Consider the following 23717-nt stretch of genomic DNA (forward strand, 5'->3'; position numbering starts at 1 on the left):
TTCTTGCCGTCGGGTGCTTCGTGTCAGTGTTTACTTTTCAGCCACCAGCATGGGCGTCGGTTTCTTCTCCGTTGGCGGAGGCGTCGGGGTGGTGGTCGGGTGCCTGCGGTGGAAGATTCGCTCCAGTTGCAGGTAAATCACTGGCGTGGTGAACAGCGTCAGCGCCTGACTCACCAGCAAACCGCCGACGACCGCGATGCCCAGCGGTTGACGCAGTTCAGCCCCGACACCATAGCCGAGCATCAGTGGCAGTGCGCCAAGCAGCGCCGCCAGGGTGGTCATGATGATCGGCCGGAAGCGGGTCACGCACGCCTCATAAATGGCGTCCTGCGGCGACAGGCCGCGATGCCGCTGCCCCTCGAGGGCGAAGTCCACCAGCAGGATGCCGTTCTTCTTGACGATACCGATCAACAACACAATACCGATCAAACCCATGATCGAGAAATCCTGCCCCATCAACCACAGCATCAACAGTGCGCCGATGCCGGCGGAGGGCAGGGTGGAGATGATGGTCAGCGGATGCACGAAGCTTTCGTATAGCACGCCGAGAATGATGTACACCGCCACCAGCGCGGCCAGGATCAACCAGGGTTGGTTGGCGAGCGAACTCTGAAACGCCTGAGCGGCGCCCTGGAAGTTGCCGATGATCGAGGCCGGCATGCCGATCTCGTTCTTGGCCTGATCGAGCAGCACGACGGCATCACCCAACGCTACGCCCGCCGACAGGTTGAACGACAGGTTGGCGGCCGGGAACATGCCGTCGTGAGCGATCGACAGCGGCCCCATTTTCGGTGCGCCGACTTTGGCGAGCGCCGACAGCGGCACCATTTCGTTGGTCAGCGGTGAGCGCAGATAGAAGTAATTCAGGCTTTCGGCTTTGCCGCGTTGCTGCGGTTCGAGTTCCAGAATCACTTTGTACTGGTTGATGTCGGTCTGGTATTCGTTGATCTGACGCTGCCCGAACGCGTCGTACAGCGCCTGATCGACATCCGCCGTGGTCAGCCCGAAGCGGGCGGCGGCGCTGCGGTCGATGTCCAGATGCGTCACGCTTCCGCCCAGTTGCAGGTCGTTGGACAGGTCGCGGAAGGCAGGAATCGAACGCAGCTTTTCAGTCAGCTTCTGCGTCCATTCGTTGAGCAGCGCGCCATTGTTGCTCTTGAGCACGTATTGATACTGCGCGCGGCTCGGGCCGGAACTCAGGTTGATGTCCTGGCCCGCACGCAGGTACAGGACGATACCCGGAATCTTCGCCAGCTTGGGCCGGATGCGATCAATGAACTCACTGGCCGACACGTCGCGGTCACCGCGATCTTTCAACGCAATCCAGACACGGCCGTTGGCGATGGTCTGGTTGCTGCCGCTGACGCCCACCGAGTGAGAGAAGGCTTTTACGGCCGGGTCGGCAGCGATGATTTTCGCCAGTTGTTTGTGTTTCTCGACCATGTCGGGGTAGGAAATGTCCGCGGCCGCTTCACTCGTGCCGAGCACCATGCCGGTGTCCTGAACCGGGAAGAAGCCTTTGGGGATCAACACATACCCAGCCACCGCGAGGACCAGCGTCACGCCGAAAATACCCAGCATCATGCGCTGATGGGCGAGGGCGAAACGCACGCCACGGGCATAGCGCGCCACCAGGCGTTCGCCGAAACCCGGATTGGCATGGGCATCATGTTTCGGCGCACGCATGAACAACGCGGCCAAGGTCGGCGCCAGCGTCAGCGAAACCACTACGGAAATCAGAATTGTCGAGGTTGCGGTCAGGGCAAATTCCTTGAACAGCCGACCCACCACGCCGCCCATGAACAGCAGCGGAATGAACGCGGCAATCAGCGAGAAGCTGATGGACACGACAGTGAAGCCGATCTCGCCTGCGCCCTTGATCGCCGCACCACGCATGCTTTCGCCGGCTTCCAGGTGTCGATGGATGTTCTCCACCACAACGATTGCGTCGTCCACCACAAAGCCGACGGCCACCACGATCGCCACCAGCGTCAGGTTGTTCAGGCTGAAACCCATGACGTACATCAGCGCGAAACTGGCGACCAGCGACACGCCCAGCACGGCCGTCACGATCAGCGTCGCGGAGAGCTGACGAAGGAAAATGGCCATCACCGCAATCACCAGCACGATGGCGATCAAAAGCGTCATTTCCACTTCGTGCAAGGACGCGCGAATGGTTTTGGTCCGATCGCTGAGCACCGTGACATCGACCGAGGCCGGCAGCATTTCCTGCAACCGGGGCAGTTCACCCAGTACGCGATCCACGGTCTCGACGATGTTCGCGCCAGGCTGGCGGAACACCACGATGTTGACCCCTTGCTGATCGCCGGACCAAGCGTTGACGTAGGCGTTTTCCGAGCCGTCGACCACCCGCGCTACGTCACGCAGATGAACCGGGGCGCCATCCTTGTAGGAAACGATCAGTTGGTCATAGTCCTTGGCCTGAAAAAGCTGGTCGTTGGAGGCCAGGGTGGAAACACTGTTCTGGCCGTACAGCGCACCTTTGGCCAGGTTCAGGCTTGTCTGCTGCAACGCGGTGCGCAGGTCGCCAAGGGTCAGGCCAATGGACGCGAGCTTTTCCGGCGCCGCTTGCACACGAATCGCCGGGCGTCGCTGGCCGGTGATCGAGACCTGGCCAACGCCGTTGATCTGGCTCAGTTGTCGGGCCAACAGCGATTCGGTGACGTCGCTCAGCTCGGTCGCGGGCATCAGGTTGGAGCTGACGCTGAGAATCAGAACCGGGCTGTCGGCGGGGTTGACCTTGCGCCAGGTTGGCGCAGTCGGCAGATCGGCAGGCAGACGGCCCGAGGCCGTGTTGATTGCGGCCTGCACTTCCTGCGCGGCCGTGTCGATGCTCTTGTTCAGCACGAACTGGAGGGTCAGGTTGGTCGAGCCGAGCGCGCTGCTCGACGTCATCTGGGTCATGCCGGGAATGGCACTGAACTGCACTTCAAGGGGCGTGGCCACCGAAGACGCCATGGTTTCCGGGCTGGCGCCGGGCAAGGTCGCCGAGACCTGAATGGTCGGAAATTCCGCTTCCGGCAACGGCGCGACCGGCAGGCGAGGGAACGCGATACACCCCAACAGCACCAACGCAAAGGTCAGCAAAACCGTGGCAATCGGATGATTCACGCACCAGGCGGAGATCGAACCGTGGCCTTTCATTTCGCCGCCCCTTTTGCGCTGCTGGCAGCGGCCAGCGTATCAACGCCCTGCGCCTTGACCACTTCGATGCGTGAACCGTCCTTAAGGCGTGACTGGCCGTCGCTGACCAGTACGTCGTTGACGTTGACCCCTTTGATCAGCATCAGGTCGCTGTCCTGGTACTCGACTTTGACGGGGACGACTTCGACCTTGTCGCCTTTGACGCGGTACACGTAATGCTGATCGATGCCGCGCTGCACCACTTGCGGCGGCACCTTCAGCGCATTGCGATCCAGCGCGGTCTGGATACGCACCGTCACCAACTGACCGGGCCAGAGTTTTTCGGCGGCGTTGTCGAACGTGGCCTTAGCGCGGATGGTGCCAGTGGTCGCCGCGACCTGGTTGTCGATCAGCGTCAGTTTGCCTTCGCCGAGCAGGGTGCCTGTCGCGCCTTCGCCGAGGTAGGCGTTGACCGCGGCTGGCGTTGTGGAAGCGAGCAGGTCGTGCAGGGTAGGGAGCATCTGTTGCGGAAGGGAAAACTCGACCGAGACCGGATCGATCTGCGTCACCGAGAACAGACCGGTGGCATCGCTGACCCGCAGGAAGTTGCCTTCGTCGACGTTGCGAATCCCGACACGACCGGTCACCGGAGAGCGGATCTGGGTGTAGGAAAGCTGCACTTGTGCCGCATTGATCGAGGCTTGATTGCCTTGCGCGGTGGCCTTGAGCTGATTGACCAGGGCTTGCTGCTGGTCGTATTGCTGCTTGGAAATGCTGTTGTCGACGGTCAGCAACTTATAGCGTTTGAGGTCCACCTGGGCCATATCGAGTTGCGCCTGGCTCTGACTCAGTTGCGCCTTGGCCTGCTCCAGCGCAGCGCGAATGGAACGGTCGTCGATGGTCGCCAGTAGATCGCCCTGTTTGACCTGCTGCCCTTCCTTGACCATCAAACGGGTCAGGATGCCGTCCACTTGCGGACGAATCACCACGCTTTGCAGCGACAACACCGACCCGATGCCGGTGACATAGCGCGGCACGTCCTCTTCAACCACGTTGATCACCTGAACCGGCACGGCCGCAGGGGCACTGACTTTCTTTTCGGTGGGGCGAGTGGAGAACCAGACACCGACCGCAATAAGCACCGCCAGTCCGGCAACGGCAATCAAAGAGTTTTTCTTCTTGTGCATACAGAGATAACGCCAGCGAAAGTGTGGAGGCAGGTAATCGAGAGCCTCCTTTATAACCCTTCGACCCGGTCAGCAAAATGACTGCTACCTGTCAATATTGTCAGCTGGAATAGGGCGGAGCATGAAGTGGCGTAAAGAAACGGCGCAACAGGGCGATAGCCAGAGAGAGGGCACGATTTTCGAGCAACGGGATCTAGCTTAATAACGACAATTCCTAAAGCGACGTTCGTGTTTTTTCTGGTTGGCTGTCCCTGGCTCGACTTCTACAAGCGGGCCTTCACGGCGGAGTATGGCGATGAACAGTAAAAAGACAGTCTCGGTGTTTTTTTCGATCGCGTTAGTGGGGGCCTGGGTTCTGGCCGGACCCGTCGCTTCGGCGGCAGAGAGCACACTGAGGTTTCACGGCCGGATTGTGAATGCCGGTTGTGATGCGAGGGTTCTCGATGCTGCCCGGCAGGCGGACACGGTCAAAGTGCTGAAGGTCAGCGAGAACCTGACAGTGGAACTCGCCCCGCGCGACGATGCGTGTGGTGGGGCATTGACCCCGGTGTCCGCCGTCTATGTCGAACGCTCATCGGTTATCGCGGGTGAGCGGATTGGCGTTGTGACGTTGAATTACCAGTAAGGGCGGTGAGTCTGACGCATGGATCATTCTCACAATCCACGTGGGAATGCCCGCCAAGACGCTCCGCGTCTACGTTGACGCAGAGCGTTGATCGCTGCGTTACCACGCAGAGCGTGGGAACGATCAAAAATGACTTGAGAAGCGACACGGTTGCTCACTCCGGCGACGCTCCGTGGGCCCGCGCCGAACGGACATCCCTGTCCTGACGGCGCTCTCGCGGCATCCATGCCGCTCGGCCCACTGCGCGCCACCTGCGTTCAGCCTGCACCCAAGTCGCGTTTTGTGGTGTCTGGCCTAGCGCGTATAGGAGCAACACGGGCTGGAGCTAACGCTCATCGCATTTTTGATTGTCCATCAATCTCCCTTAATCCACTCTCAACTGTAGGAGCGTGGCTTGTCCCGCGATCTGCCGGGAACCGGCAGCGAGACCTCTACATGCGGAGTTTCAGGCATAACCGAGTCGCCTGGTTTTGCTACCGCTACGCGGCAGATCGCGGGACAAGCCACGCTCCTACAGGGACTGCGTCAGCCTGATATTTCAGCTTCAGCTCCTGCTGTTGATTTTGCTCTTCGACATCAATCGTACAGACACCACAAAATGCGACTTGGGTGCAGGCTGAACGCAGGTGGCGCGGAGTGGGCCGAGCGGCATGGATGCCGCGAGAGCGCCGTCAGGACATGGATCGTGATCATTCCCACGCTCCGTGTGGGAATGCCTGCCAAGACGCTCCGCGTCTACGTTGACGCAGAGCGTTGATCGCTGCGTTACCACGCAGAGCGTGGGAATGATCAAAAAACGTCAGCGCCACCCGAACTAACCAACAGATCGCACTCCCGCGCCAAGGCTTCCAGAACGCCATCCTCGCGCCCGCCCAACGCCAATCCTTACAAATCACCTGCAAAGGTCCGCCCGACCTTTTTTCCGGCGATTACCCTGCAGGCCACGCCATCCGCCAGATGTACGCCTGCTCTACCGGATCCTACGGAAACGTCTGTCACGGCCCACTGTCGATTCTGCACGTTCAAGGTAGAAAGCCTGACAGCCGCAAATCACCCGTCCGCTTATAGTTCTCGCCGTCCTCTGGGCACACACGAATTGACACAAGGAACGTCGTTAACATGAAAAAGGTTTCTCTTTCTCTGGCTATCGTGGCCGCAATGGGTTTCAGCGTATCGGGTACGGCCCACGCTGCAAACAACGGCAAGCTCGTATTTAACGGCACCCTCACCAACATCACCTGCGACATCGGTGCCGGCACTGGCGCAAGCCCAGGCAACAACCCGGGCGAAATCAACGTCGATCTGGGCAACGTTTCTTTCTCCGACATCGGCCGCTTCGCCGACAACAAACTGGAAACCGCCTCGCCGATTCAACTGTTGGTCAACTGCACCGGCGGTGCCTCGCAGTACAACACCGTCAACATGCGTTTCATCGCACGTCAGGGCAGTGGCCTCGATAATCTGGACCAAAAACTGCTGCGCACCACCGGGGCTGCCGACGGTGTGGGCATCGGCCTGCTCAACGCCTCCAATCAGTTGATGGACTTGAGCGGTAACGAAACCATCGACACTCCGCTGATCAAGGATGGCGCTGACGGTGCCACCGCTGAAATCAACTTCGGCGCGGTGTATGTGCTCAACGGCGCCGCGACCAATCCTGGCAATGCCGACGGCTTCCTGCCGTTCGTGATGGACTATCAGTGATGCAACAGGCGGGGTGAGCAGTGCTCGCTCCGCCTACCTCTGAACCTGAGACCATTCCATCATGTTTTCTACTCTTTTTCGTTGCTCCGCCTTCTGGATCTGCTCTGGCCTGGCGATGGGGCTGGCCGCGCAGGCACACGCGGGCATCGTGCTGAACACGACCCGGTTGATTTACCCGGCCAGCAACAAGGAAGTCAGTCTGATCGTTCACAACACCGGGACGAGCGACATCCTTGCGCAATCCTGGCTTGAAGGCGGCCCCGACAGCGCCTCCCCGGACGCGCCACCGTTTGCCGTGACCCCGCCGCTGGTACGAATGACGGGGGATGCCAGACAGCTGATCAGGGTGATGTATTCAGGCGAGGGTCTGGCAACCGACCGTGAGTCCGTGCTTTGGCTCAACGTTCAGGAGATCCCTCAGGCCGCCAGCGAAAACGAGCTGCAGGTCGCGGTCCGGCAGCGCATCAAAGTGTTTTATCGGCCGCAGGGTTTGGTTGAAGACCCGCTGAAAGCGGCGCAAGCGCTGCAGTGGCGCGTGTCCGGCGGCTCCATTGAGGTCATCAATCCCGGGCCTTATCACGTGTCGATGATCAAGCTTGAGGCTCGGAAAAACGGACACGTGATGTTTCAAGAGGACAGTCGGATGCTCGCCCCTCGGCAGCGAATCCAGTTGTCTTTGAGCCCTTCGGCGCCGGGTGGACCGGTGGAATTGTCCTTCATCAGCATCAACGACTTCGGCGCTCAGGAGCCCTATCACGCCAGGGTGTCCAGTGAACGAGTGACCCAGGCCAGTAAGGCCGAGCCTCATCCCGACTAGCAGCGACACGCTGGTCGGGATTTTTTCGTTGACCCATTTTTCGGGCCGGACCTGTTTTCCGGCTTCAGCTTCACGCGCCTGCGAGAAAGGAATCAGCGGCGCATCGAGACTCAGAACACGAGTGAAACCAGCTAATGGAACGGCGAGACAAGCACAACAAGGAATGTCCCTCGACAGCGGTAGCGCCCGGCACTCGGACGTGCACGGCAAACCCTCCCCGGACGCTCAAACGTCATGCCCTGCCTACCTGTATCGCCACCGCAGCCTGGATGGTCAGCAGCGGGTCGATGGCGATGACCGACGCGGGCAGCAAGGGAGCCGCCCCTGTGAAATTCAACACGGCGTTCATTCAAGGCACGGACCAGCCGGCAGACCTCAACACCTTTCTGCAAGGCAACAGCGTCGTGCCCGGCACGTATCGCGTGGACGTCTACGTCAACCGGGCATTGACCGGGCGACGTGACATCCATTTTGTCGCCAACCCGGTCAGTGGTGCGATCGAAGCCTGTCTGACGCTGGAGATGCTGCGCCAGTTCGGCATGAACATCGACGCCATGAACGGCTCAGCCGCAGCGCCCGGCGCGTGCTTTGATCTGCCAGCAAACGTCGAGTTCGCGCACGTCGAGTACCAGCCTGCGAGCTTGCGCCTGAGCATCAGCATCCCTCAGTCATTGATGTCCCGCAGCGCGCGTGGCTACGTGCCACCGGAAGTGTGGGACGAAGGCGAAACAGTGGGCTTCGTCAATTACAGCTTCAGCGGTGCACGGCGCACGCGGGGCAATCAGACGCAGGATCAGTATTACCTGGGGCTGCGAAACGGTTTCAACCTGGGGGCGTGGCGACTGCGCAATGAATCCTCGCTGGTCTATGGAGATGCGCAGCCTTACCGGTTTCGCAGCAACCGGACCTTTGTTCAGCGCGACATCAGCGCCCTCAAGAGCCAACTGACGCTGGGTGAAACCTTCACCGATTCACAGGTGTTCGACAGTGTTCGATTCATCGGCGCAACCCTGGCGTCCGACGATGGAATGGTGCCTGACAGCGAGCGTGTTTATGCGCCGGTCATTCGGGGCATCGCCGAAACCAACGCGACGGTAGAGGTCCGCCAGAACGGCTTCATGCTCTACAGCGGCAATGTGTCGCCCGGCCCATTCGAAATTTCCGATATCTACCCCAGCGGTTCCAACGGCGATCTTGAAATTACCGTGGTCGAGGCGGACGGTCGTAAGCGGGTGTTCGTGCAGGCCTATGCGTCACTTCCGATCATGGTGCCCAAGGGCGCGTTGCGTTACAGCGTCGCGGCAGGGCAGTACGACAGCAACGACGGTGGCCAGGCGCCAAACTTCGCCAGCACGACGTTGATCTACGGCTTGACTGAACAGGTGACGACGGCCGGAGGCCTTCAGGTTGCCGAGGATTATCAGGCGGGCAACCTCGGCGCTGGCGTCAACACCGGCGTGGGCGCTGTGTCGCTGGACCTCACGCAGTCACTCAGTCAGCAGCGGCGTGAACGCTACAGCGGGCAAAGCCTGCGCGTGCGGTATGCCAACACGCTGGACCTGACCAACACCACATTGGCAGTGGCGGGTTATCGCTACTCGACCGACCGATACCGAACCCTCGATGAGCACGTCGAAGCCCTGCAAGCCCGCAACGGCGCGGCGTCGGCGCGGGCCAAGGATCGTGTCGAGTTCAACCTGACCCAGGCGTTGCCCGAACAGTCCGGCTCACTGAGCTTCATCGGCTCCGAACAACGCTACTGGGACAGAGCCGGCAAGACACGGCAGTTCTATCTGTCCTGGAACGCCGCGTGGCGAAGCCTGAGTTACAGCCTATCGGTGGAGCGCAACCAGACGTTCGAGCGTGAGGGCGGCAGTCAGACCGACAACCGTATTGCGCTGACGCTAAGCCTTCCACTGGGCGACAGTCCTGGCGCGTCGCGTGCTTTCTTGAATGCGGTGCGTGACAGTGCCGGCGATTACGACATGCAGGCCGGCCTCAACGGACAGGTTTTCGATGACCGCAATACCTTTTATTCGGTGCAGGCCGGTCACGACAACCGCTCGGGCTCGGCGGGGTTCGGCAAACTGAGCACGACGACGCCCTACGGTCGATTCGATACGGGATACGGCCAGGGTCGTGACTATCGTGCCCTGAGTGTCGGCGCATCCGGTTCGGTGGTCGCCCATGCGGGCGGCATGAACGTCGGCCAGCCGCTGGGCGACACCTTTGCCTTGGTTGAGGTCAAGGATGTCAGTGGCGCAAAGCTCTCCAATTTCAGCCAGGTTGAAACGGGCGGTAACGGCTACGCGATTCTGCCGTACGCCCAACCCTATCGCGCCAACTGGGTCAGCCTCGACACCCGTGCATTGGGTGCGGATGTCGAACTGGACAATGCGGTGGCTCAAGTGGTGCCGCGTCGCGGTGCGGTGCCACGGGTCTCCTTCAAGACATCGGTCGGTCGTCGGGTGCAGTTCGAATTGCTGCGCGCCGACGGCAGCGCCATACCGCTCGGCGCTGTTGTGGAGGACGAGAATGGAAAGCTCTTGGCCGCTGTCGATCCCGGCAGCCGGGCCTTGGTCTTGAGCGAGCAGGACAGTGGCGAATTACGCGTCAGATGGGGCGATCAGCACTGTAGGGCGCGTTTTGATCTGCCCGCCCGAAACCCGCAACGCACCTACGATCGCGTCAAGGTGGTGTGCCAATGAAATGGGCGTGCCGGTTGTGGGCTGCGTCGGCGTTTTTCAGCACCGCCGTGGAAGCCGCGGTATCACTGGCGGGGACGCGCCTGGTGTTCGATGGCCGGTTCCGTGAATCGAGCATCGAGGTCAGCAATCCGGGAACCACCAGCACTCTGATTCAAGCCTGGCTGAGCACACCTGATGCCGAGCCGTCTGTAACGTCCGACCTGCCGTTCGTGGTGACACCGCATCTCGCGCAACTGCCCGCGCAAGGCAAACAGACGTTGCGCCTCCTTTACGAGGGCGTCGGCATGCCGGGTGATCGTGAATCACTGCTGCACTTATACGTGCTGGAGGTGCCGCGTCGCAGTGAAGCCGCCCAGCAGTTGAGCATCGCAATACGGCAACGAATCAACGTGTTTTACCGCCCTGATTCGTTGCCGGGTGATCCCGCCGAGGCCGCGATGAACCTCGAGTGGCAGCGCTCGGCAACAGGCGATCACGCGCTCCGGGTGCGTAACCCGACGCCGTTCTACGTGGCGTTGCAGGACCTCGTATTCGAGGGCAGAGAAGTCAGCGAATACCTGCTGATCGAGCCGCTGTCCGAGCGTTCGCTGACGTGGCCATCGACCCCGAACAGCCGCTCCGTCCGGGGACGCCTGACGTTCAAAGCGCTGACCGATTACGGCGGTCAACGCGCTTTCTGCGCGCAAGCACCAGGCGACACACCCTTCAACGCACGACTGAACGCGGCCGGTGCCGAGTCGCCCGCAGCCCTTACCGCACCTCCCACCGCACCTCCCACCGCACCTCCCCGCGCAGTGCTTGCCGCCGATTCAACGATGGAGAAATGCTGACCATGACGAAGTTTTCTTTTACCCGATGGTGTCCGACCTTTCTTCTGAGCCTCGCGCTGCCCGCGACCGGAATGGCCATGACCTGTAAAACCCAGGGAGCAGGCGAAGCGGTGATTCGCGCGGACTTGAGCAGCAGCGTTGCGATTCCGGCGACCTTGCCCGATGGCAGTGTCGTCTGGCGTTCCGAGCGACTGAATGTTGCCGTCGAATGCGCAAGGGACCAGCCGGGTGGCGCCGAAGAGGTATTCCTTTACCTGAATCCGGAAAACCTGCAGATCGGTCAGGGTATTCGCGCCGGGCTTACCCTCAATGGCATTGATTACCTGCAAAGCAACGGGCGAATTCCTGCACAGCAGACACTGCCGGGATGCAGCGAAGCGTCCGGGCGCATTTCAGCCTGTCCAACCGTCAGCTTCAACCTGCCGTTCTCGGTGTTCATCCAGAAGTACGGGCCGACGCCGCCCTCGGGCGTGGCCAGCGATGTGCTGAACTACCGTGTGTTTCAGGTCGACAGTGGCAGCGGGATGAATCCGGTGCCGGACAACAACCTCAATTACGTCATCAACGACCTGAGGGGACTGCGTTTTGTCGCGTGTAACGCCGAGTTGCGGGTCATGCCGGAAACGGTCGAGTTTGGTGATGTGGCGATCAGAAATGTGCGCGTGGGCGAAGTGGCGACCTTTCAGCGATTTGCCCTGGCGACCAGCCGAATCTGCGATTCGCCGTTCAGCCTCAATGCGCGTTTTACCCCGGTGTCGGGCACGCTGTCTGGCGATGTACTGGTGCCGACGAACAACGACAGCATTGGCATCCGCATTACGAATGCACGCAACAACAACCCGGTGCGTTACAACGAGCCGTTTCACGCCACCCATTTGCTCGGTGACGACTATTCGGCCACGGCCGACTTCAATGCCGAGCTGCTGTGGCAAACCAACGCGCCGACCCCAGGGCCGTTCTCGGCTGAGGTGATGGTCGATCTGTTCTACAAATAGGCCGTTGCTCGGTTGTCACAGGCAGTTGCACGATGATTCAGGTATGCTGCGCGCCTTCCGGGCACTGCCTGTTCATCCTAAGACCGTTTTGCGATTCTGGAGCTTTCATGACCACCCCCGAACACACCCCAGCTCCTGACGTTGACGTCGAATCGGTCGAGGCGGGCGCCGAAACACAGGCACAGAAAACCGAGATTCCGGCTTTCAGCTTTCCGTTCAAACCGGGCGAGCTGTTGCAGGCCAAGAAAAATCCGTCGCACTACAAGGGGTCGGGTAAATCCAACCACGACAAGCGCCCAGGTGCAGCACCGTCCGGCACTCGTCGCTCGATGGGCAAGCGCTGATCCACAGGTCGATGGCTCAAAATCGGCATCGACGATTCAGCCTTCCTTGCGAAAACTGTCCCGGTACTGCGTCGGCGTCACGCCCAGACGCTGGCTGAAGATCAAGCGCATCCGCGCCGCGCTGCCGAAACCGCAGTGATACGCCACGGCCTTGATCGCCATTTCGCTGCCCTCCAGCAAATGGCGGGCGGCGTCGATTCGCGCGCGCTGCACGAACTCGGCAGGCGTAACTTTCGCATCGCGTGCAAACACCCGGGCAAAGCTGCGCGGGCTCATCGCCACGACCTCGGCCAGACGTTCCACTGAAAACGGTTCGGCAATGTGCTCCATGACGTAGCGCTGGATCTTCGCCACGGGCGAGTCGTCGTCCACCGATGCCGTGAGATAAGGGCTGAACTGCGACTGTCCGCCTTGACGTTGAGCGACCACCAACAAACGCTTGGCCACCGCCAGGGCAATCGCCGGCCCGTGATCTTCGCTGACCAGCGCCAGCGCCATGTCGATCCCCGCGGTCACGCCCGCTGAGGTCATCAGCGTGCCGTCGCGTACGTAAATGCGATCCGCCTCGACCCGCGCGTTCGGGAACAAATCAGCCAGTTGCTGCGCGTGACTCCAGTGCGTGGCGACCTGTTTGCCATCCAGCAATCCGGCGTGCCCGAGAATGAAGGCGCCGGTACAGATCGAACCGTATCGACCCGCCAGCGGCGTGGCCTCTCGCAGCCACGCGGTAATGTTGGGCATTTCGATGCCTTCGTGCAGGCGCGGCCCGCCCGGCAGCAACAGGATGTCGAACTGTTTCGGCGCGTTTTCAAGCGTGTATTCGGCACCGAGCGGCATGCCGTTCGAGGCCAGGATCGGATAAGGCGCGGCACCGATGGTGGTGATCTGATAACCATCGCCTTCGGCGACGAAACGGTTGGCCTCGGCAAACACATCCAGCGGACCCGCGACGTCCAGTGACTGGACGTGTGGAAACAGCACGATCGCAACGCTTCTCATCGAAAAGTCTCAGGCGCTCTGCAAAGGGATGAACATATAGCTCATCGACTCTGCTGTCTCCAGTCGTGCGCCGGCTCGCGCCAATGCCTGTGTGGCGGCTTCACCGGCAACGCGAAATCGCCAGCCTTCATCGGGGGCTGTCGGCAACTCGCCGGTGATCAATCGCGCGACAGCAGCGGAAAAGGCGTTCATGTCGGGCAGGTAGGCGACGAACCCGTTGCCCTTGAGGGCGGTGATATTGATTCCCAGCGCCATGCAGATGGCCTGCTTGCGGGCGATGTCATCGCGGTCTGCCTGCCGGGAGGCTTCGATCAGCGCCATCAACTGATGATCCACTAACTGACCGCCGACGATCAGGTCCGGGCCCTGTTCCCAGGATTCGGGTGGGCAGTCCTTGGCCTCTGGGCGCAGGGGAATGTGCGGATTGATCTCCATCGGATAAATCCGGCACACCAACGGCCGGCGGTCGTAAATGCGGCAGAGGTTCTCCGCGTCAAGATTTCGGCATCGACCGGCGTTGTAGGCGGCAAAGGTGATCGCGACCATCGCCTGAGCGGTTCCACTGTTGACCGGATGCGAGCGTCGGGTAGCGTGCGTGAGCTGCTCGGCAGGCACACCGTAGCCATCAGCGAGAAAGGCCTCGGTGAGGATGATCACCGAACCGCCGTCAGCCGCCCACTGCGCGGCTTCCGACAAGGTGAGCGGGACATGGTGGTCGGTGCAGCACTTGCCGCAACCGACACAGGAAAACTGAGTGTTCATCGAAAAAGATAACCCGCCGATTCGGAGGAAAGACGCCCGACCCGCGTTGGCAATCTGTCATCGCGGGTGTGTTTTTCACGTTGGCGGGAATTGCAGCAAGTTATGCGCCAGCGCCCATTCTTCATGGGTACCGCACACGGCTGTGGGTGTGGGCACGTTATTTCTTGGGCAGCGTGGTGGCGTTGTCCCACTCGGTGATCAGCGCTTTCTTGTTCTTGCGGTCGTAGAGGCACAGTTCGGTGCCGGTTTTATTCTTCATGAACGCCTGTTTGTACTGACCTTTGATCAGCAGCGCGCTGTAGCCGACGCTGTCATCGAACATGGCCGGAGTGCCCGCAGGCTTGGCGTTTTTCAGTGAGCTTGCGGCAACGCAGCTGTCGACCAACGTTTTGTCGAATGCTTTCCATGCGTCCGGGCTGGAGGCGCTGGCTTGACCCGCAACAGCGGTCAGCGCCAGCAACATCAGGGTGGTGGTCTTCATGCAAATCTCCATCGTCGTCGTTATGAGCGTGTGTGACGGCGCATTAGAGTGGCTTAGCGTGATTCCAGTTCGCGGCGCTGCACATATTGCATGCCGACACGTTCGTAGAGGCGTCGGGCCGTCAGGTTGCTTTCCATGACCTTCAGATCGACATGACCCTCGTTGCGCTGAGTGAACGCCTCGAACACGCGGGCCAACAGCGCCGAGCCCACGCCTCGACCATGCATGCGAGGGTGGACGACCAGATTGCGAATGAAGGCGCTGGTCCAGCACTGCGCAACGGCGACCACGCCGAGCGGGTCTTCCACGACGAAACACAGTGCCGGATCGAATTCAGGGTCGCTTTCGAACCCGTTCAACCAGGTGGTGAAGTCGGCGACCCGTCCGCCGCCATGCTGCGTGCCCAAGGCAAGCAAACGGTGAACCGCCGCCGCATTCTCGGCACTGAACGGCACCTCGTGCAGCGTTTCTGGCCAAGCCACCGGACGCCGTGGAAGTGTGAGATCCCGACGCATCAACCAGTAATGACCGGTGGACGCGTCAGTGGGGCCGGGCCTCAGATCCCTTGGGCTTCGACTGTGCGGGCGGCTTCGATCAAGCATCGTGTCAGCTCGGGCGAGGAGAATTTGGTCAGTACGGCGTTAGCGCCAGCGGCCTTGGCCTTTTCGGCATTCATCGCGCTGTCCAGTGAGGTGTGCAACAGCACATACAGCTCCTGAAAGTCAGGCGTTTCACGCAGGGTGCGGGTGAAGGCATAGCCATCCATTTCGGACATTTCGATGTCGGACACCACTACGTTGATCTGCTGCGCCGTGCCTTGCAAATCAAGCAGATGATCGATGGCTTCCCGCGCGCTGCGAGCGGTGTGGCATTCGATCCCCAGATTGCGCAGGGTAATGACCGACTGTTGCAGTGCCACCTGGCTGTCATCGACTACCAGAATTCGCGCTTTGGTCAATACTTCAACCTCTTCAGGGCTGAGCTCGGTCGGTTCGACAGCGATCCGCGCCGGGGCGATGCCATGGATGACTTTCTCGATGTCCAGCACCTGAACCAGCGTGCCATCCACTTGGGTGACGCCCGTGATGAACGATTTGTTGCCCGAACCAAACGGCGGTGGGCGGATATCGGTGGTCAGGCAGTGGACGATCTTGCTCACCGCCTGCACGTGCAGACCCTGTTTGGAGCGGCTGACGTCGGTGACGATCAGGCAGCCGCCGTCCGGGTCGAGCAAAGGACGTTCACCAATCGCGCGACTCAGGTCGATCACCGACAGGGAATTCCCACGCAAGGTGGCGACACCTTTGACGTGCGGGTGCGACTCCGGCAAGCGGGTGAGGGGAGGGCAAGGGATGATTTCACTGACCTTGAGCAGGTTGATCGCCATCAGCTTTCCGCTGCGTAACGTGAACAGCAGAAGCGAGAGTGAATCTGCACGGACGTTTTTGGACATATGAACCTTCTGTCATGCGGTGTCTGATCGTCTCTTATGCGAGCAATCAGCTGTCGATGACGGTTTATCGACCCCACGCGGGCAGGCTTTAACCCTTTTGGCAAAGACCTGAGTAGCTGCGTTCACCACACCGTGTAGTCGAAATAACCTGTCGGATGTCGTTATGACCATCGGCTAGATCTGGTCATATTGACCACCTCTCAATAAGTGATTGACTTATAAGGAAATAATTTATGGCACGCTTCCTGATATATCCAAGGTAGTTCTTACTAACCGAGTCTCAGGAGTCAATCATGTTGAATGCTTCGGATCGTGCCATCGTCAAATCGACCGTGCCCCTGCTGGAAAGCGGCGGTGAAGCCCTGACCACTTACTTCTACAAGAAATTGCTCACCCGATACCCTCAGGTTCAGCCACTGTTCAACCAGGCGCACCAGGCGAGCGGCGATCAGCCCCGCGCGTTGGCCAACGGCGTGCTGATGTACGCCCGCCACATTGATCAGCTCGAGCAGTTGGGCGATCTGGTTGCCAAGATCATCAACAAGCACGTCGCACTGCAAATTCTGCCGGAACACTATCCGCTGGTGGGCGAATGCCTGCTTGAGGCCATCCGCGAGGTGCTCGGCGCCGAGATCGCGACCGATGAAGTCATCAACGCCTGGGGCAATGCCTACGGGCAACTGGCTGACATTCTGATCGGGGCAGAGAAGACCATCTACGACGAGAAGGCGGCAGCGCCTGGCGGCTGGCGCGGTGCTCGCGAATTCAAGGTCGCGGCCAAGGTGCCGGAAAGCGCCGAGATCACTTCGTTCTACTTCGAGCCTGCCGACGGTCAGCCGATTCTGGCGTTCACTGCCGGTCAGTACATCGGCATGCAGCTGTTTCTGAATGGCGAAGAAATCCGCCGCAACTACTCGCTGTCAGCGCTGGCGGGCAACAACCAGTACCGCATCAGCGTCAAGCGGGAGCCGGGCGGCCGAGCTTCCAACTACCTGCACGACCAGTTGAACGTGGGTGACAGCATCAACCTGTTCACGCCATCGGGCGAGTTCACCCTGGCGCACAATGACAAGCCGCTGGTGCTGATCAGTGGTGGTGTGGGGATTACCCCGACGCTGGCGATGCTGGAAGCGGCCCTGAAGACACAGCGCCCGATCCACTTCATCCACTGCGCGCGCAACGGTTCGGTTCATGCCTTCCGTGACTGGATCGAAGAGCTGGCGGGCAAACACCCGCAGCTCAAGCGCTTCTACTGCTACAGCGAAGACGACGGCGTCAGCCCGGCCGCTCATGCGGTTGGCTTGCTGGATCAGGCACGTCTGGAGCAGTGGCTTCCTGTCGACCGCGATGTCGATGCGTACTTCCTGGGGCCGAAGGGTTTCATGGCCGCGATGAAGCGCCAACTCAAAGCCGCAGGCGTGCCTGAAAAACAGGCGCGTTACGAGTTCTTCGGTCCGGCCTCGGCGCTGGAGTGATTCGGCGGTGCGACATAAAGCCGCATCCTTCTATATATAAGGAAGGGGTGCGGCGATCGGTCCCTGCGGCAAAGCGTCGCATGCTTCTATATATATAGAAGGGGTTGTGTTGGGTGTCGGTCGATTGTTACGTGTCACGCTTAATGTTCGGGTAATTCCGGCATGTTCACCATCTGCGCCAGCGTGTGGCTGAGACGATGGTAGAATTGCCGGCTTTCCCGACTGGCCGGGGCACGTAACAACGCAGATCGTTGATCTGGATGGACACCAATTCAAAGGGTATGTGAATGACTGACGAGATGTTTTACCTGCGACGCGAGAAGCAGTTCCTGGTGCTGCTGGGCATCATCTGCCTGGCGCTGATCGGCGGAGCCCTGTACATGCAGGTCGTATTGGGTGAGGCACCTTGCCCGCTGTGCATCCTGCAGCGGTACGCGTTGCTGTTCATCGCGGTCTTCGCCTTCATCGGTGCAGCCATGCCGGGCCGACTAAGCCTGAGCATCTGCGAAGGGCTTGTCACATTGAGTGCGGTCGGCGGGATTGTTGCAGCAGGGCGTCATGTCTACATTCAGACCCACCCGACCGAGAGCTGCGGCATCGACGTCCTGCAACCGATTGTCGATGGCTTGCCACTGGCGTCGCTGTTTCCGCTCGGTTTTCAGGTCGGCGGCTTTTGCGAGACGCCATATCCGCCAGTCCTCGGACTGTCGCTGGCCCAGTGGGCTTTGATCGCTTTTGTTCTGACTGTAATTCTGGTACCGCTGGGTATCATTCGGAACCGAATGAAAGCGCGTTAATTACAAAGTGTTGCGTAAAAAACCGCCCCGAATTCCTTAACAAATTTGGGGCTATCCAGGGTTTTTGAGGTGCGACAAATGATCGCATTCTTACAGAATCGGAAATTAACTGTTGCGCAATAACTCATAGTCAATAAAACTTTACGTATCTACAATCGCCCCCACTTAACGCCCCCTTCACATGATGGTCGGCGGAAATCGAGGTCAGAAAGCGTTTTTACGCCTTTGTAGACGCCGTTTGGATGGCCTCCTGCGTTACGTTCAGAATGTCTGCGCCAAAGGATTTGGTCCGCATAGGCGGGTGCCACCATTCGAATAAGAAACCACAGCTAAACCCGGATTTGTTACGAGGCCACACGCTTCCTGACAGGCCCCTGTTCAATCCAAAAATTTGCCAGCACCTGGCAGGGTGAAGTGTTGGCGGTCGAAACCCAACTGCGATGCGAAAGCTGCTTTTAGAGGTCGTGAGATGAGTAAAAAAAGGTACCCCAGGTTTTTTGGCTTCTTGGCCCTTTTCAGCATGCTCCTGCTCAGCGGGTGCGATTACACCCTGCTGGATCCCAAGGGCCATGTCGGCGTGCAAGAGCGTGATCTGATCATCACCGCTACTCTGCTCATGCTGCTGGTGGTGGTGCCGGTCATTTTCATGACCATCATCTTCGCCTGGAAGTATCGCGCCTCGAACAAGAGCGCGACCTATACGCCTGACTGGGCGCATTCGACCAAGATTGAACTGGTTGTCTGGCTGGTTCCGCTGGCCATCATCATCGTGCTCGGCTATGTGACCTACAAGTCGACCCACGCGCTGGACCCTTACCGTCCGCTTGAATCTGACGTGAAGCCGCTGACCATCGAAGTGGTCGCGCTGGACTGGAAATGGCTGTTCATCTACCCAGACCAAGGCATTGCCACCGTCAACAAGATCGTGTTCCCGGCGCACACCCCGATCAATTTCCGCATCACCTCTGATTCGGTCATGAACTCGTTCTTCATCCCTGCACTGGGCGGCCAGATCTACGCCATGGCCGGCATGCAGACCAAGTTGCACTTGATCGCCAACGAAAACGGCGAGTTCGATGGCATCTCCGCCAACTACAGCGGCGCAGGTTTCACCGGCATGAAATTCAAGGCAACCGCAACCGATCAGGCTGGTTTCGACGCCTGGGTTGCCGAGGTCAAGAATTCACCTAAACAGCTGGCATCGGCTGAGTACACCGCTCTGGCCAAACCTAGCGAACGTAACCCCGTTGAACTCTACTCCACGGTCACTCCCAACCTGTTCCAGATCATCATCGACAAGTATGAAGGTATGAAGCCGGGCAAGATTGAGCACGAGAAGAAAGAAGTGGCCGGTATGGAAGGGATGGACATAGGTAAGCATTCAGCTGCTGAGGCAGAGGAGTAAACGATGTTTGGTAAATTAAGTCTGGACGCGATTCCGTTCCACGAACCGATAGTCATGATCACGATTGCCATGATCGCTATCGGCGGTGCGGCGGTACTCGGTCTTGTCACGTATTTCAAAAAGTGGACCTACCTGTGGACCGAGTGGCTGACGTCGGTCGACCACAAGAAAATCGGCGTGATGTACATCATCATCGCCATGGTCATGCTGCTGCGCGGCTTTGCCGACGCCATCATGATGCGTTCCCAGCTGGCCCTGGCCACTGAAGGTTCGCCTGGCTATCTGCCGCCTGAACACTATGACCAGATCTTCACCGCTCACGGTGTGATCATGATCATCTTCATGGCGATGCCGTTCTTCACCGGTCTGATGAACATCGTTCTGCCTCTGCAGATCGGCGCTCGCGACGTTGCCTTCCCGTTCCTGAACTCGCTGTCCCTGTACCTGCTGATCTCCGGTGTGGTGCTGGTCAACGTGTCCCTGGGTGTCGGCGAATTCGCACGTACCGGCTGGGTTGCCTATCCACCGCTGTCCGAGCTGGGCTACAGCCCGGGCGTGGGTGTTGACTACTACATCTGGGCACTGCAGCTATCGGGTCTTGGTACAACGCTAACGGGCGTGAACTTCCTGGTCACCGTCCTGAAGATGCGTACACCTGGCATGAAGCTGATGGACATGCCGATCTTCACCTGGACCTGCACCTGGGCTAACGTCCTGATCGTGGCTTCGTTCCCGATCCTGACCGGTACCCTGGCGTTCCTGACCCTCGACCGTTACCTGGACTTCCACATTTTCACGAACGAATTGGGTGGTAACCCGATGATGTACGTGAACCTGTTCTGGGCATGGGGTCACCCTGAGGTTTACATCCTGATTCTGCCGGCGTTCGGCGTCTTCTCCGAAGTCATCTCGACGTTCACCGGCAAGCGCCTGTTCGGCCACCACTCGATGATCTACGCTTCCGGCGCGATCTCGGTACTGGGCTTCATGGTCTGGCTGCACCACTTCTTCACCATGGGTTCGGGTGCAAGCGTCAACGCCTTCTTCGGTCTGGCGACGATGCTGATTTCCATCCCGACGGGTGTGAAGCTGTTCAACTGGCTGTTCACGATCTATCAGGGCCGCCTGCGCTTCACCGCGCCAGTGTGCTGGACCCTGGGCTTCATGATTACCTTCTCCATCGGTGGTATGACCGGCGTTCTGCTGGCTATCCCGGGTGCTGACTTCGTGCTGCACAACAGCCTGTTCGTGATCGCGCACTTCCACAACGTGATCATCGGTGGTGCGGTATTCGGTTACATCGCCGGTTTCGCGTTCTGGTTCCCTAAAGCGTTCGGCTTCAAGCTGAACGAGAAGTGGGGCAAGGCAGCGTTCTGGTTCTGGATCTCGGGCTTCTACGTGGCCTTCATGCCGCTGTACGCGCTGGGCTTCATGGGCATGACCCGTCGTCTGAACACCACTGACAATCCGGACTGGACTCCGTATCTGCACGTTGCCTTCTGGGGCGCGGCGCTGATCATGGTCGGTATCGCCTGCCAGCTGATTCAGATCTACGTGAGTATCCGTGACCGCGAGCAGAACCGCGATCTGACCGGTGACCCATGGAATGGCCACACCCTGGAATGGTCCACTTCGTCGCCACCTCCGTTCTACAACTTCGCAGAACTGCCGAAGGCGGAAGAGATCGACGCGTTCTACGCGGCCAAGCGTGATGGCGAAGCGTATGCGGTTCCGGCCAAGTACTCCGACATCCACATGCCGAACAACACGGCAACCGGTCTGGTGATGGGCGCACTGCTCACCGTCTTCGGTTTCGCGATGATCTGGCACATCTTCTGGCTGGCGGGCGTGAGCCTGGTAGGCACCATCGTTTACTTCGTCATCCACGCGGCACGTGACGATCAGGGCTACATGGTTCCTGCTTCGGAAGTGGCACGTATCGAAGGCGAGCAACACAAGATCCTGGCCTCGGTGCGTAACGCCCAGGCGAACACTCCTGTCAACAAGCTGGAGCAGGCATAAACAATGTCGAACTTAGTATTTGAAGGTGCGAAGGGTCACGACCACGGTCATGACCATGAGCATGACCACGGTCACCATGACGCCGGCGAGATGAAGATCTACGGCTTCTGGATCTACCTGATGACCGACTGCATCCTGTTTGCGTCGATCTTCGCAATCTATGCAGTGCTGGTGAACAACGTTGCCGGTGGTCCTTCGGGCCACGACATCTTCGAACTGCCATACGTGTTGGGTGAAACCGCCTGCCTGTTGCTCAGCTCGATCACCTACGGTTTCGCCATGCTGGCGATGCACAAGGGTAACAAGGCTGGCGTTCTGGGCTGGTTGTTCGTGACCTTCCTGTTCGGCCTGGGCTTCATCGGCATGGAAGTCAACGAGTTCCACATGCTGATCTCCGAAGGCTACGGCCCGAACCGCAGCGGCTTCCTGTCGGCGTTCTTCACGCTGGTCGGTACCCACGGTCTGCACGTGACCAGCGGTCTGATCTGGATGGCGATCATGATGTATCAGGTCAGCAAGAACGGCCTGACGTCGACCAACCAAACCCGTCTGAGCATGCTCAGCCTGTTCTGGCACTTCCTGGACGTGGTCTGGATCTGCGTGTTCACCGTTGTCTACCTGATGGGGACCATTTAAATGGCTAATTCACATCATTCTCATGACGATGCCAGCCACGGCAGCTTCAAGTCGTACATGGTCGGTTTCGTCCTGTCGATCATCCTGACCGCGATTCCTTTCGGTCTGGTGATGTTCCCGACGATCTCGAAGGTTGCGACCCTGTGGGTCGTGCTGATCTTCGCAGTCGTGCAGGTTCTGGTTCACCTGGTGTACTTCCTGCACCTGGATCGTTCCGCGGCCCAGCGCAACAACGTGATTGCGTTTGCATTCGCCACGTTGGTGATCTTGCTGCTGGTGGGTCTGAGTGTCTGGATCATGTTCAGCATTCACACCTTCATGATGGCGAAGTGAGGAAAACCTGATGTCACTGAAGCACTTTATCCAAATCACCAAACCGGGGATCATTTTCGGTAACGTGCTTTCGGTGGCTGGTGGCTTTTTCCTCGCATCCAAGGGACATGTCGATTTCGGCCTGTTCCTGATCGCGATGATCGGTACTTCGCTGGTGGTCGCCTCCGGTTGTGTTTTCAACAACTGCATCGACCGCGATATCGACCTGAAGATGGAACGCACCAAGAACCGTGTTCTGGTTCAGGGGCTGGTTTCGGTGAAACTGGCCCTGGCCTACGCCACGGTTCTGGGTGTTGTCGGTGTTGGCCTGCTGTACTTCAAGGCCAATCCACTGGCGGCCTTGTTCGCAGTGATCGGTTTTGTGATTTACGTCGGCTTCTACAGCCTGTACCTGAAACGCAAATCCGTTCACGGCACCCTGGTCGGCAGTCTGTCGGGTGCGATGCCTCCGGTCATCGGCTACGTTGCCGTCAGCAACAGCTTCGACCTCGCAGCGCTGACCTTGCTCGTCATGTTCAGCCTGTGGCAGATGCCGCACTCGTACGCCATCGCGATCTTCCGTTTCAATGACTACCTGGCTGCTTCGATTCCGGTTCTGCCGGTCAAGCGCGGTATCCGGGTGGCCAAGCGGCATATCCTGATCTACATCCTGGCGTTCCTGCTGGCGACCTTGATGCTGACCTTCGGCGGTTACGCCGGGCTCAACTATCTGGCCGTTGCGGCTGCCATGGGCATGTACTGGTTGTACATGGCCTGGACAGGGTACAAAGCCAAAGATGACACCGTTTGGGCACGCAAGCTGTTTGTGTTCTCCATCTTCACCATCACGGCGTTGAGCGTGGCGATGTCGCTGGACTTTCAGGTAACTAAAGAGCTGCTGGTCACTTACGCAGCCCCTTGATTGCCTGAACTGAAACACAGGAAACCCCGTGACGCTTTCGAGCCACGGGGTTTTTTGTTGGGTGCGAGTTAACGGCTCGTAGGAATATTCGCTTAGTGG

The 23717-nt window shown here is 59.3% G+C and carries 21 protein-coding genes; 14 read left to right on the forward strand and 7 right to left on the reverse strand.

The window, feature by feature from the left end:
- Positions 1-30: 30 nt before the first annotated feature.
- Positions 31-3165 (reverse strand): multidrug efflux RND transporter permease subunit, encoded by a 3135-nt coding sequence (locus ABDX87_RS18840; RefSeq protein ID WP_346829240.1) that lies wholly within the window; start codon positions 3163-3165, stop codon positions 31-33.
- Positions 3162-4331: an efflux RND transporter periplasmic adaptor subunit gene (locus tag ABDX87_RS18845; protein ID WP_346829241.1), complete on the reverse strand. Its 1170-nt coding sequence runs from the start codon at positions 4329-4331 to the stop codon at positions 3162-3164. Before ABDX87_RS18845 ends, ABDX87_RS18840 begins: the two co-directional genes overlap by 4 nt.
- A 295-nt stretch (positions 4332-4626) precedes the next feature.
- On the opposite strand from ABDX87_RS18845, the gene ABDX87_RS18850 reads away from it, so the two are divergent.
- The 7 genes from ABDX87_RS18850 (at position 4627) to ABDX87_RS18880 (ending at position 12354) form a co-directional block, all read left to right on the forward strand.
- Positions 4627-4956 carry a hypothetical protein gene (locus ABDX87_RS18850; protein WP_346829242.1) on the forward strand — a complete coding sequence of 110 codons (330 nt, stop codon included), beginning with the start codon at positions 4627-4629 and terminating at the stop codon, positions 4954-4956.
- 1119 nt (positions 4957-6075) lie between these two features.
- Positions 6076-6660: a fimbrial protein gene (locus tag ABDX87_RS18855; protein WP_346829243.1), complete on the forward strand. Its 585-nt coding sequence runs from the start codon at positions 6076-6078 to the stop codon at positions 6658-6660.
- Positions 6661-6721: 61 nt separating this feature from the next.
- Positions 6722-7477 (forward strand): fimbrial biogenesis chaperone, encoded by a 756-nt coding sequence (locus ABDX87_RS18860; RefSeq protein ID WP_346829244.1) that lies wholly within the window; start codon positions 6722-6724, stop codon positions 7475-7477.
- A 269-nt stretch (positions 7478-7746) separates the two neighbouring features.
- Entirely contained in the window at positions 7747-10185 is a 2439-nt protein-coding gene (locus tag ABDX87_RS18865) for a fimbria/pilus outer membrane usher protein (RefSeq protein WP_346829245.1), read from the forward strand.
- Positions 10182-11015 carry a fimbrial biogenesis chaperone gene (locus tag ABDX87_RS18870; RefSeq protein WP_346829246.1) on the forward strand — a complete coding sequence of 278 codons (834 nt, stop codon included), beginning with the start codon at positions 10182-10184 and terminating at the stop codon, positions 11013-11015. The genes ABDX87_RS18865 and ABDX87_RS18870 overlap by 4 nt, the downstream gene beginning before the upstream one ends.
- 2 nt (positions 11016-11017) lie before the next feature.
- Positions 11018-12010, forward strand: a complete 993-nt coding sequence (locus tag ABDX87_RS18875; RefSeq protein WP_431061162.1) for a fimbrial protein — start codon at positions 11018-11020, stop codon at positions 12008-12010.
- Between the two features lie 107 nt (positions 12011-12117).
- On the forward strand, positions 12118-12354 hold the full coding sequence (locus tag ABDX87_RS18880) for a hypothetical protein (RefSeq protein ID WP_346829247.1): 237 nt from the start codon (positions 12118-12120) through the stop codon (positions 12352-12354).
- Between the two features lie 36 nt (positions 12355-12390).
- On the opposite strand, the gene ABDX87_RS18885 is transcribed toward ABDX87_RS18880, so the two are convergent.
- The 5 genes from ABDX87_RS18885 to ABDX87_RS18905 all read right to left on the reverse strand — a co-directional run bounded on the left by ABDX87_RS18885 (position 12391) and on the right by ABDX87_RS18905 (position 16049).
- Positions 12391-13353: a GlxA family transcriptional regulator gene (locus ABDX87_RS18885; RefSeq protein WP_346829248.1), complete on the reverse strand. Its 963-nt coding sequence runs from the start codon at positions 13351-13353 to the stop codon at positions 12391-12393.
- Between the two features lie 9 nt (positions 13354-13362).
- Positions 13363-14115: a YkgJ family cysteine cluster protein gene (locus ABDX87_RS18890; RefSeq protein WP_346829249.1), complete on the reverse strand. Its 753-nt coding sequence runs from the start codon at positions 14113-14115 to the stop codon at positions 13363-13365.
- A 157-nt stretch (positions 14116-14272) separates the two neighbouring features.
- A complete protein-coding gene (locus tag ABDX87_RS18895; protein ID WP_346829250.1) occupies positions 14273-14596 on the reverse strand; it encodes a hypothetical protein in 324 nt (107 codons plus the stop codon).
- A 53-nt stretch (positions 14597-14649) separates the two neighbouring features.
- Positions 14650-15111 (reverse strand): GNAT family N-acetyltransferase, encoded by a 462-nt coding sequence (locus tag ABDX87_RS18900; protein WP_431061163.1) that lies wholly within the window; start codon positions 15109-15111, stop codon positions 14650-14652.
- A 41-nt stretch (positions 15112-15152) separates the two neighbouring features.
- Positions 15153-16049 carry a chemotaxis protein CheV gene (locus tag ABDX87_RS18905; RefSeq protein WP_074755946.1) on the reverse strand — a complete coding sequence of 299 codons (897 nt, stop codon included), beginning with the start codon at positions 16047-16049 and terminating at the stop codon, positions 15153-15155.
- A gap of 293 nt (positions 16050-16342) precedes the next feature.
- On the opposite strand from ABDX87_RS18905, the gene hmpA reads away from it, so the two are divergent.
- The 7 genes from hmpA (at position 16343) to cyoE (ending at position 23618) form a co-directional block, all read left to right on the forward strand.
- Positions 16343-17524: an NO-inducible flavohemoprotein gene (hmpA, locus tag ABDX87_RS18910; protein ID WP_346829252.1), complete on the forward strand. Its 1182-nt coding sequence runs from the start codon at positions 16343-16345 to the stop codon at positions 17522-17524.
- A gap of 287 nt (positions 17525-17811) precedes the next feature.
- Positions 17812-18321: a disulfide bond formation protein B gene (locus ABDX87_RS18915; protein ID WP_346829253.1), complete on the forward strand. Its 510-nt coding sequence runs from the start codon at positions 17812-17814 to the stop codon at positions 18319-18321.
- Between the two features lie 469 nt (positions 18322-18790).
- Positions 18791-19726: a ubiquinol oxidase subunit II gene (gene cyoA / locus ABDX87_RS18920; RefSeq protein WP_346829254.1), complete on the forward strand. Its 936-nt coding sequence runs from the start codon at positions 18791-18793 to the stop codon at positions 19724-19726.
- A 3-nt stretch (positions 19727-19729) separates the two neighbouring features.
- Positions 19730-21748 (forward strand): cytochrome o ubiquinol oxidase subunit I, encoded by a 2019-nt coding sequence (gene cyoB / locus ABDX87_RS18925; protein WP_346829255.1) that lies wholly within the window; start codon positions 19730-19732, stop codon positions 21746-21748.
- A gap of 3 nt (positions 21749-21751) precedes the next feature.
- Entirely contained in the window at positions 21752-22384 is a 633-nt protein-coding gene (locus ABDX87_RS18930; protein WP_074755936.1) for a cytochrome o ubiquinol oxidase subunit III, read from the forward strand.
- Positions 22385-22717: a cytochrome o ubiquinol oxidase subunit IV gene (gene cyoD / locus ABDX87_RS18935; RefSeq protein ID WP_074755934.1), complete on the forward strand. Its 333-nt coding sequence runs from the start codon at positions 22385-22387 to the stop codon at positions 22715-22717.
- Positions 22718-22727: 10 nt separating this feature from the next.
- Entirely contained in the window at positions 22728-23618 is an 891-nt protein-coding gene (gene cyoE, locus ABDX87_RS18940; protein WP_074755932.1) for a heme o synthase, read from the forward strand.
- Positions 23619-23717: the final 99 nt, after the last annotated feature.

The sequence above is a fragment of the Pseudomonas abietaniphila genome (assembly GCF_039697315.1).
Classification (GTDB): domain Bacteria; phylum Pseudomonadota; class Gammaproteobacteria; order Pseudomonadales; family Pseudomonadaceae; genus Aquipseudomonas; species Aquipseudomonas abietaniphila_B.

Excerpts from the sequence above, each read along its gene's own strand:
- ABDX87_RS18840 (WP_346829240.1), bottom strand. The coding sequence starts at position 3,165 with ATGAAAGGCCACGGTTCGATCTCCGCCTGGTGCGTGAATCATCCGATT.
- ABDX87_RS18845 (WP_346829241.1), bottom strand. The coding sequence starts at position 4,331 with ATGCACAAGAAGAAAAACTCTTTGATTGCCGTTGCCGGACTGGCGGTG.
- hmpA (WP_346829252.1), top strand. The coding sequence starts at position 16,343 with ATGTTGAATGCTTCGGATCGTGCCATCGTCAAATCGACCGTGCCCCTG.
- cyoD (WP_074755934.1), top strand. The coding sequence starts at position 22,385 with ATGGCTAATTCACATCATTCTCATGACGATGCCAGCCACGGCAGCTTC.
- ABDX87_RS18880 (WP_346829247.1), top strand. The coding sequence starts at position 12,118 with ATGACCACCCCCGAACACACCCCAGCTCCTGACGTTGACGTCGAATCG.
- ABDX87_RS18875 (WP_431061162.1), top strand. The coding sequence starts at position 11,018 with ATGACGAAGTTTTCTTTTACCCGATGGTGTCCGACCTTTCTTCTGAGC.
- ABDX87_RS18855 (WP_346829243.1), top strand. The coding sequence starts at position 6,076 with ATGAAAAAGGTTTCTCTTTCTCTGGCTATCGTGGCCGCAATGGGTTTC.
- ABDX87_RS18915 (WP_346829253.1), top strand. The coding sequence starts at position 17,812 with ATGACTGACGAGATGTTTTACCTGCGACGCGAGAAGCAGTTCCTGGTG.
- ABDX87_RS18900 (WP_431061163.1), bottom strand. The coding sequence starts at position 15,111 with ATGCGTCGGGATCTCACACTTCCACGGCGTCCGGTGGCTTGGCCAGAA.
- ABDX87_RS18870 (WP_346829246.1), top strand. The coding sequence starts at position 10,182 with ATGAAATGGGCGTGCCGGTTGTGGGCTGCGTCGGCGTTTTTCAGCACC.
- ABDX87_RS18930 (WP_074755936.1), top strand. The coding sequence starts at position 21,752 with ATGTCGAACTTAGTATTTGAAGGTGCGAAGGGTCACGACCACGGTCAT.
- ABDX87_RS18885 (WP_346829248.1), bottom strand. The coding sequence starts at position 13,353 with ATGAGAAGCGTTGCGATCGTGCTGTTTCCACACGTCCAGTCACTGGAC.
- ABDX87_RS18905 (WP_074755946.1), bottom strand. The coding sequence starts at position 16,049 with ATGTCCAAAAACGTCCGTGCAGATTCACTCTCGCTTCTGCTGTTCACG.
- cyoB (WP_346829255.1), top strand. The coding sequence starts at position 19,730 with ATGTTTGGTAAATTAAGTCTGGACGCGATTCCGTTCCACGAACCGATA.
- ABDX87_RS18865 (WP_346829245.1), top strand. The coding sequence starts at position 7,747 with ATGGTCAGCAGCGGGTCGATGGCGATGACCGACGCGGGCAGCAAGGGA.
- ABDX87_RS18850 (WP_346829242.1), top strand. The coding sequence starts at position 4,627 with ATGAACAGTAAAAAGACAGTCTCGGTGTTTTTTTCGATCGCGTTAGTG.
- ABDX87_RS18895 (WP_346829250.1), bottom strand. The coding sequence starts at position 14,596 with ATGAAGACCACCACCCTGATGTTGCTGGCGCTGACCGCTGTTGCGGGT.
- cyoA (WP_346829254.1), top strand. The coding sequence starts at position 18,791 with ATGAGTAAAAAAAGGTACCCCAGGTTTTTTGGCTTCTTGGCCCTTTTC.
- ABDX87_RS18890 (WP_346829249.1), bottom strand. The coding sequence starts at position 14,115 with ATGAACACTCAGTTTTCCTGTGTCGGTTGCGGCAAGTGCTGCACCGAC.
- ABDX87_RS18860 (WP_346829244.1), top strand. The coding sequence starts at position 6,722 with ATGTTTTCTACTCTTTTTCGTTGCTCCGCCTTCTGGATCTGCTCTGGC.
- cyoE (WP_074755932.1), top strand. The coding sequence starts at position 22,728 with ATGTCACTGAAGCACTTTATCCAAATCACCAAACCGGGGATCATTTTC.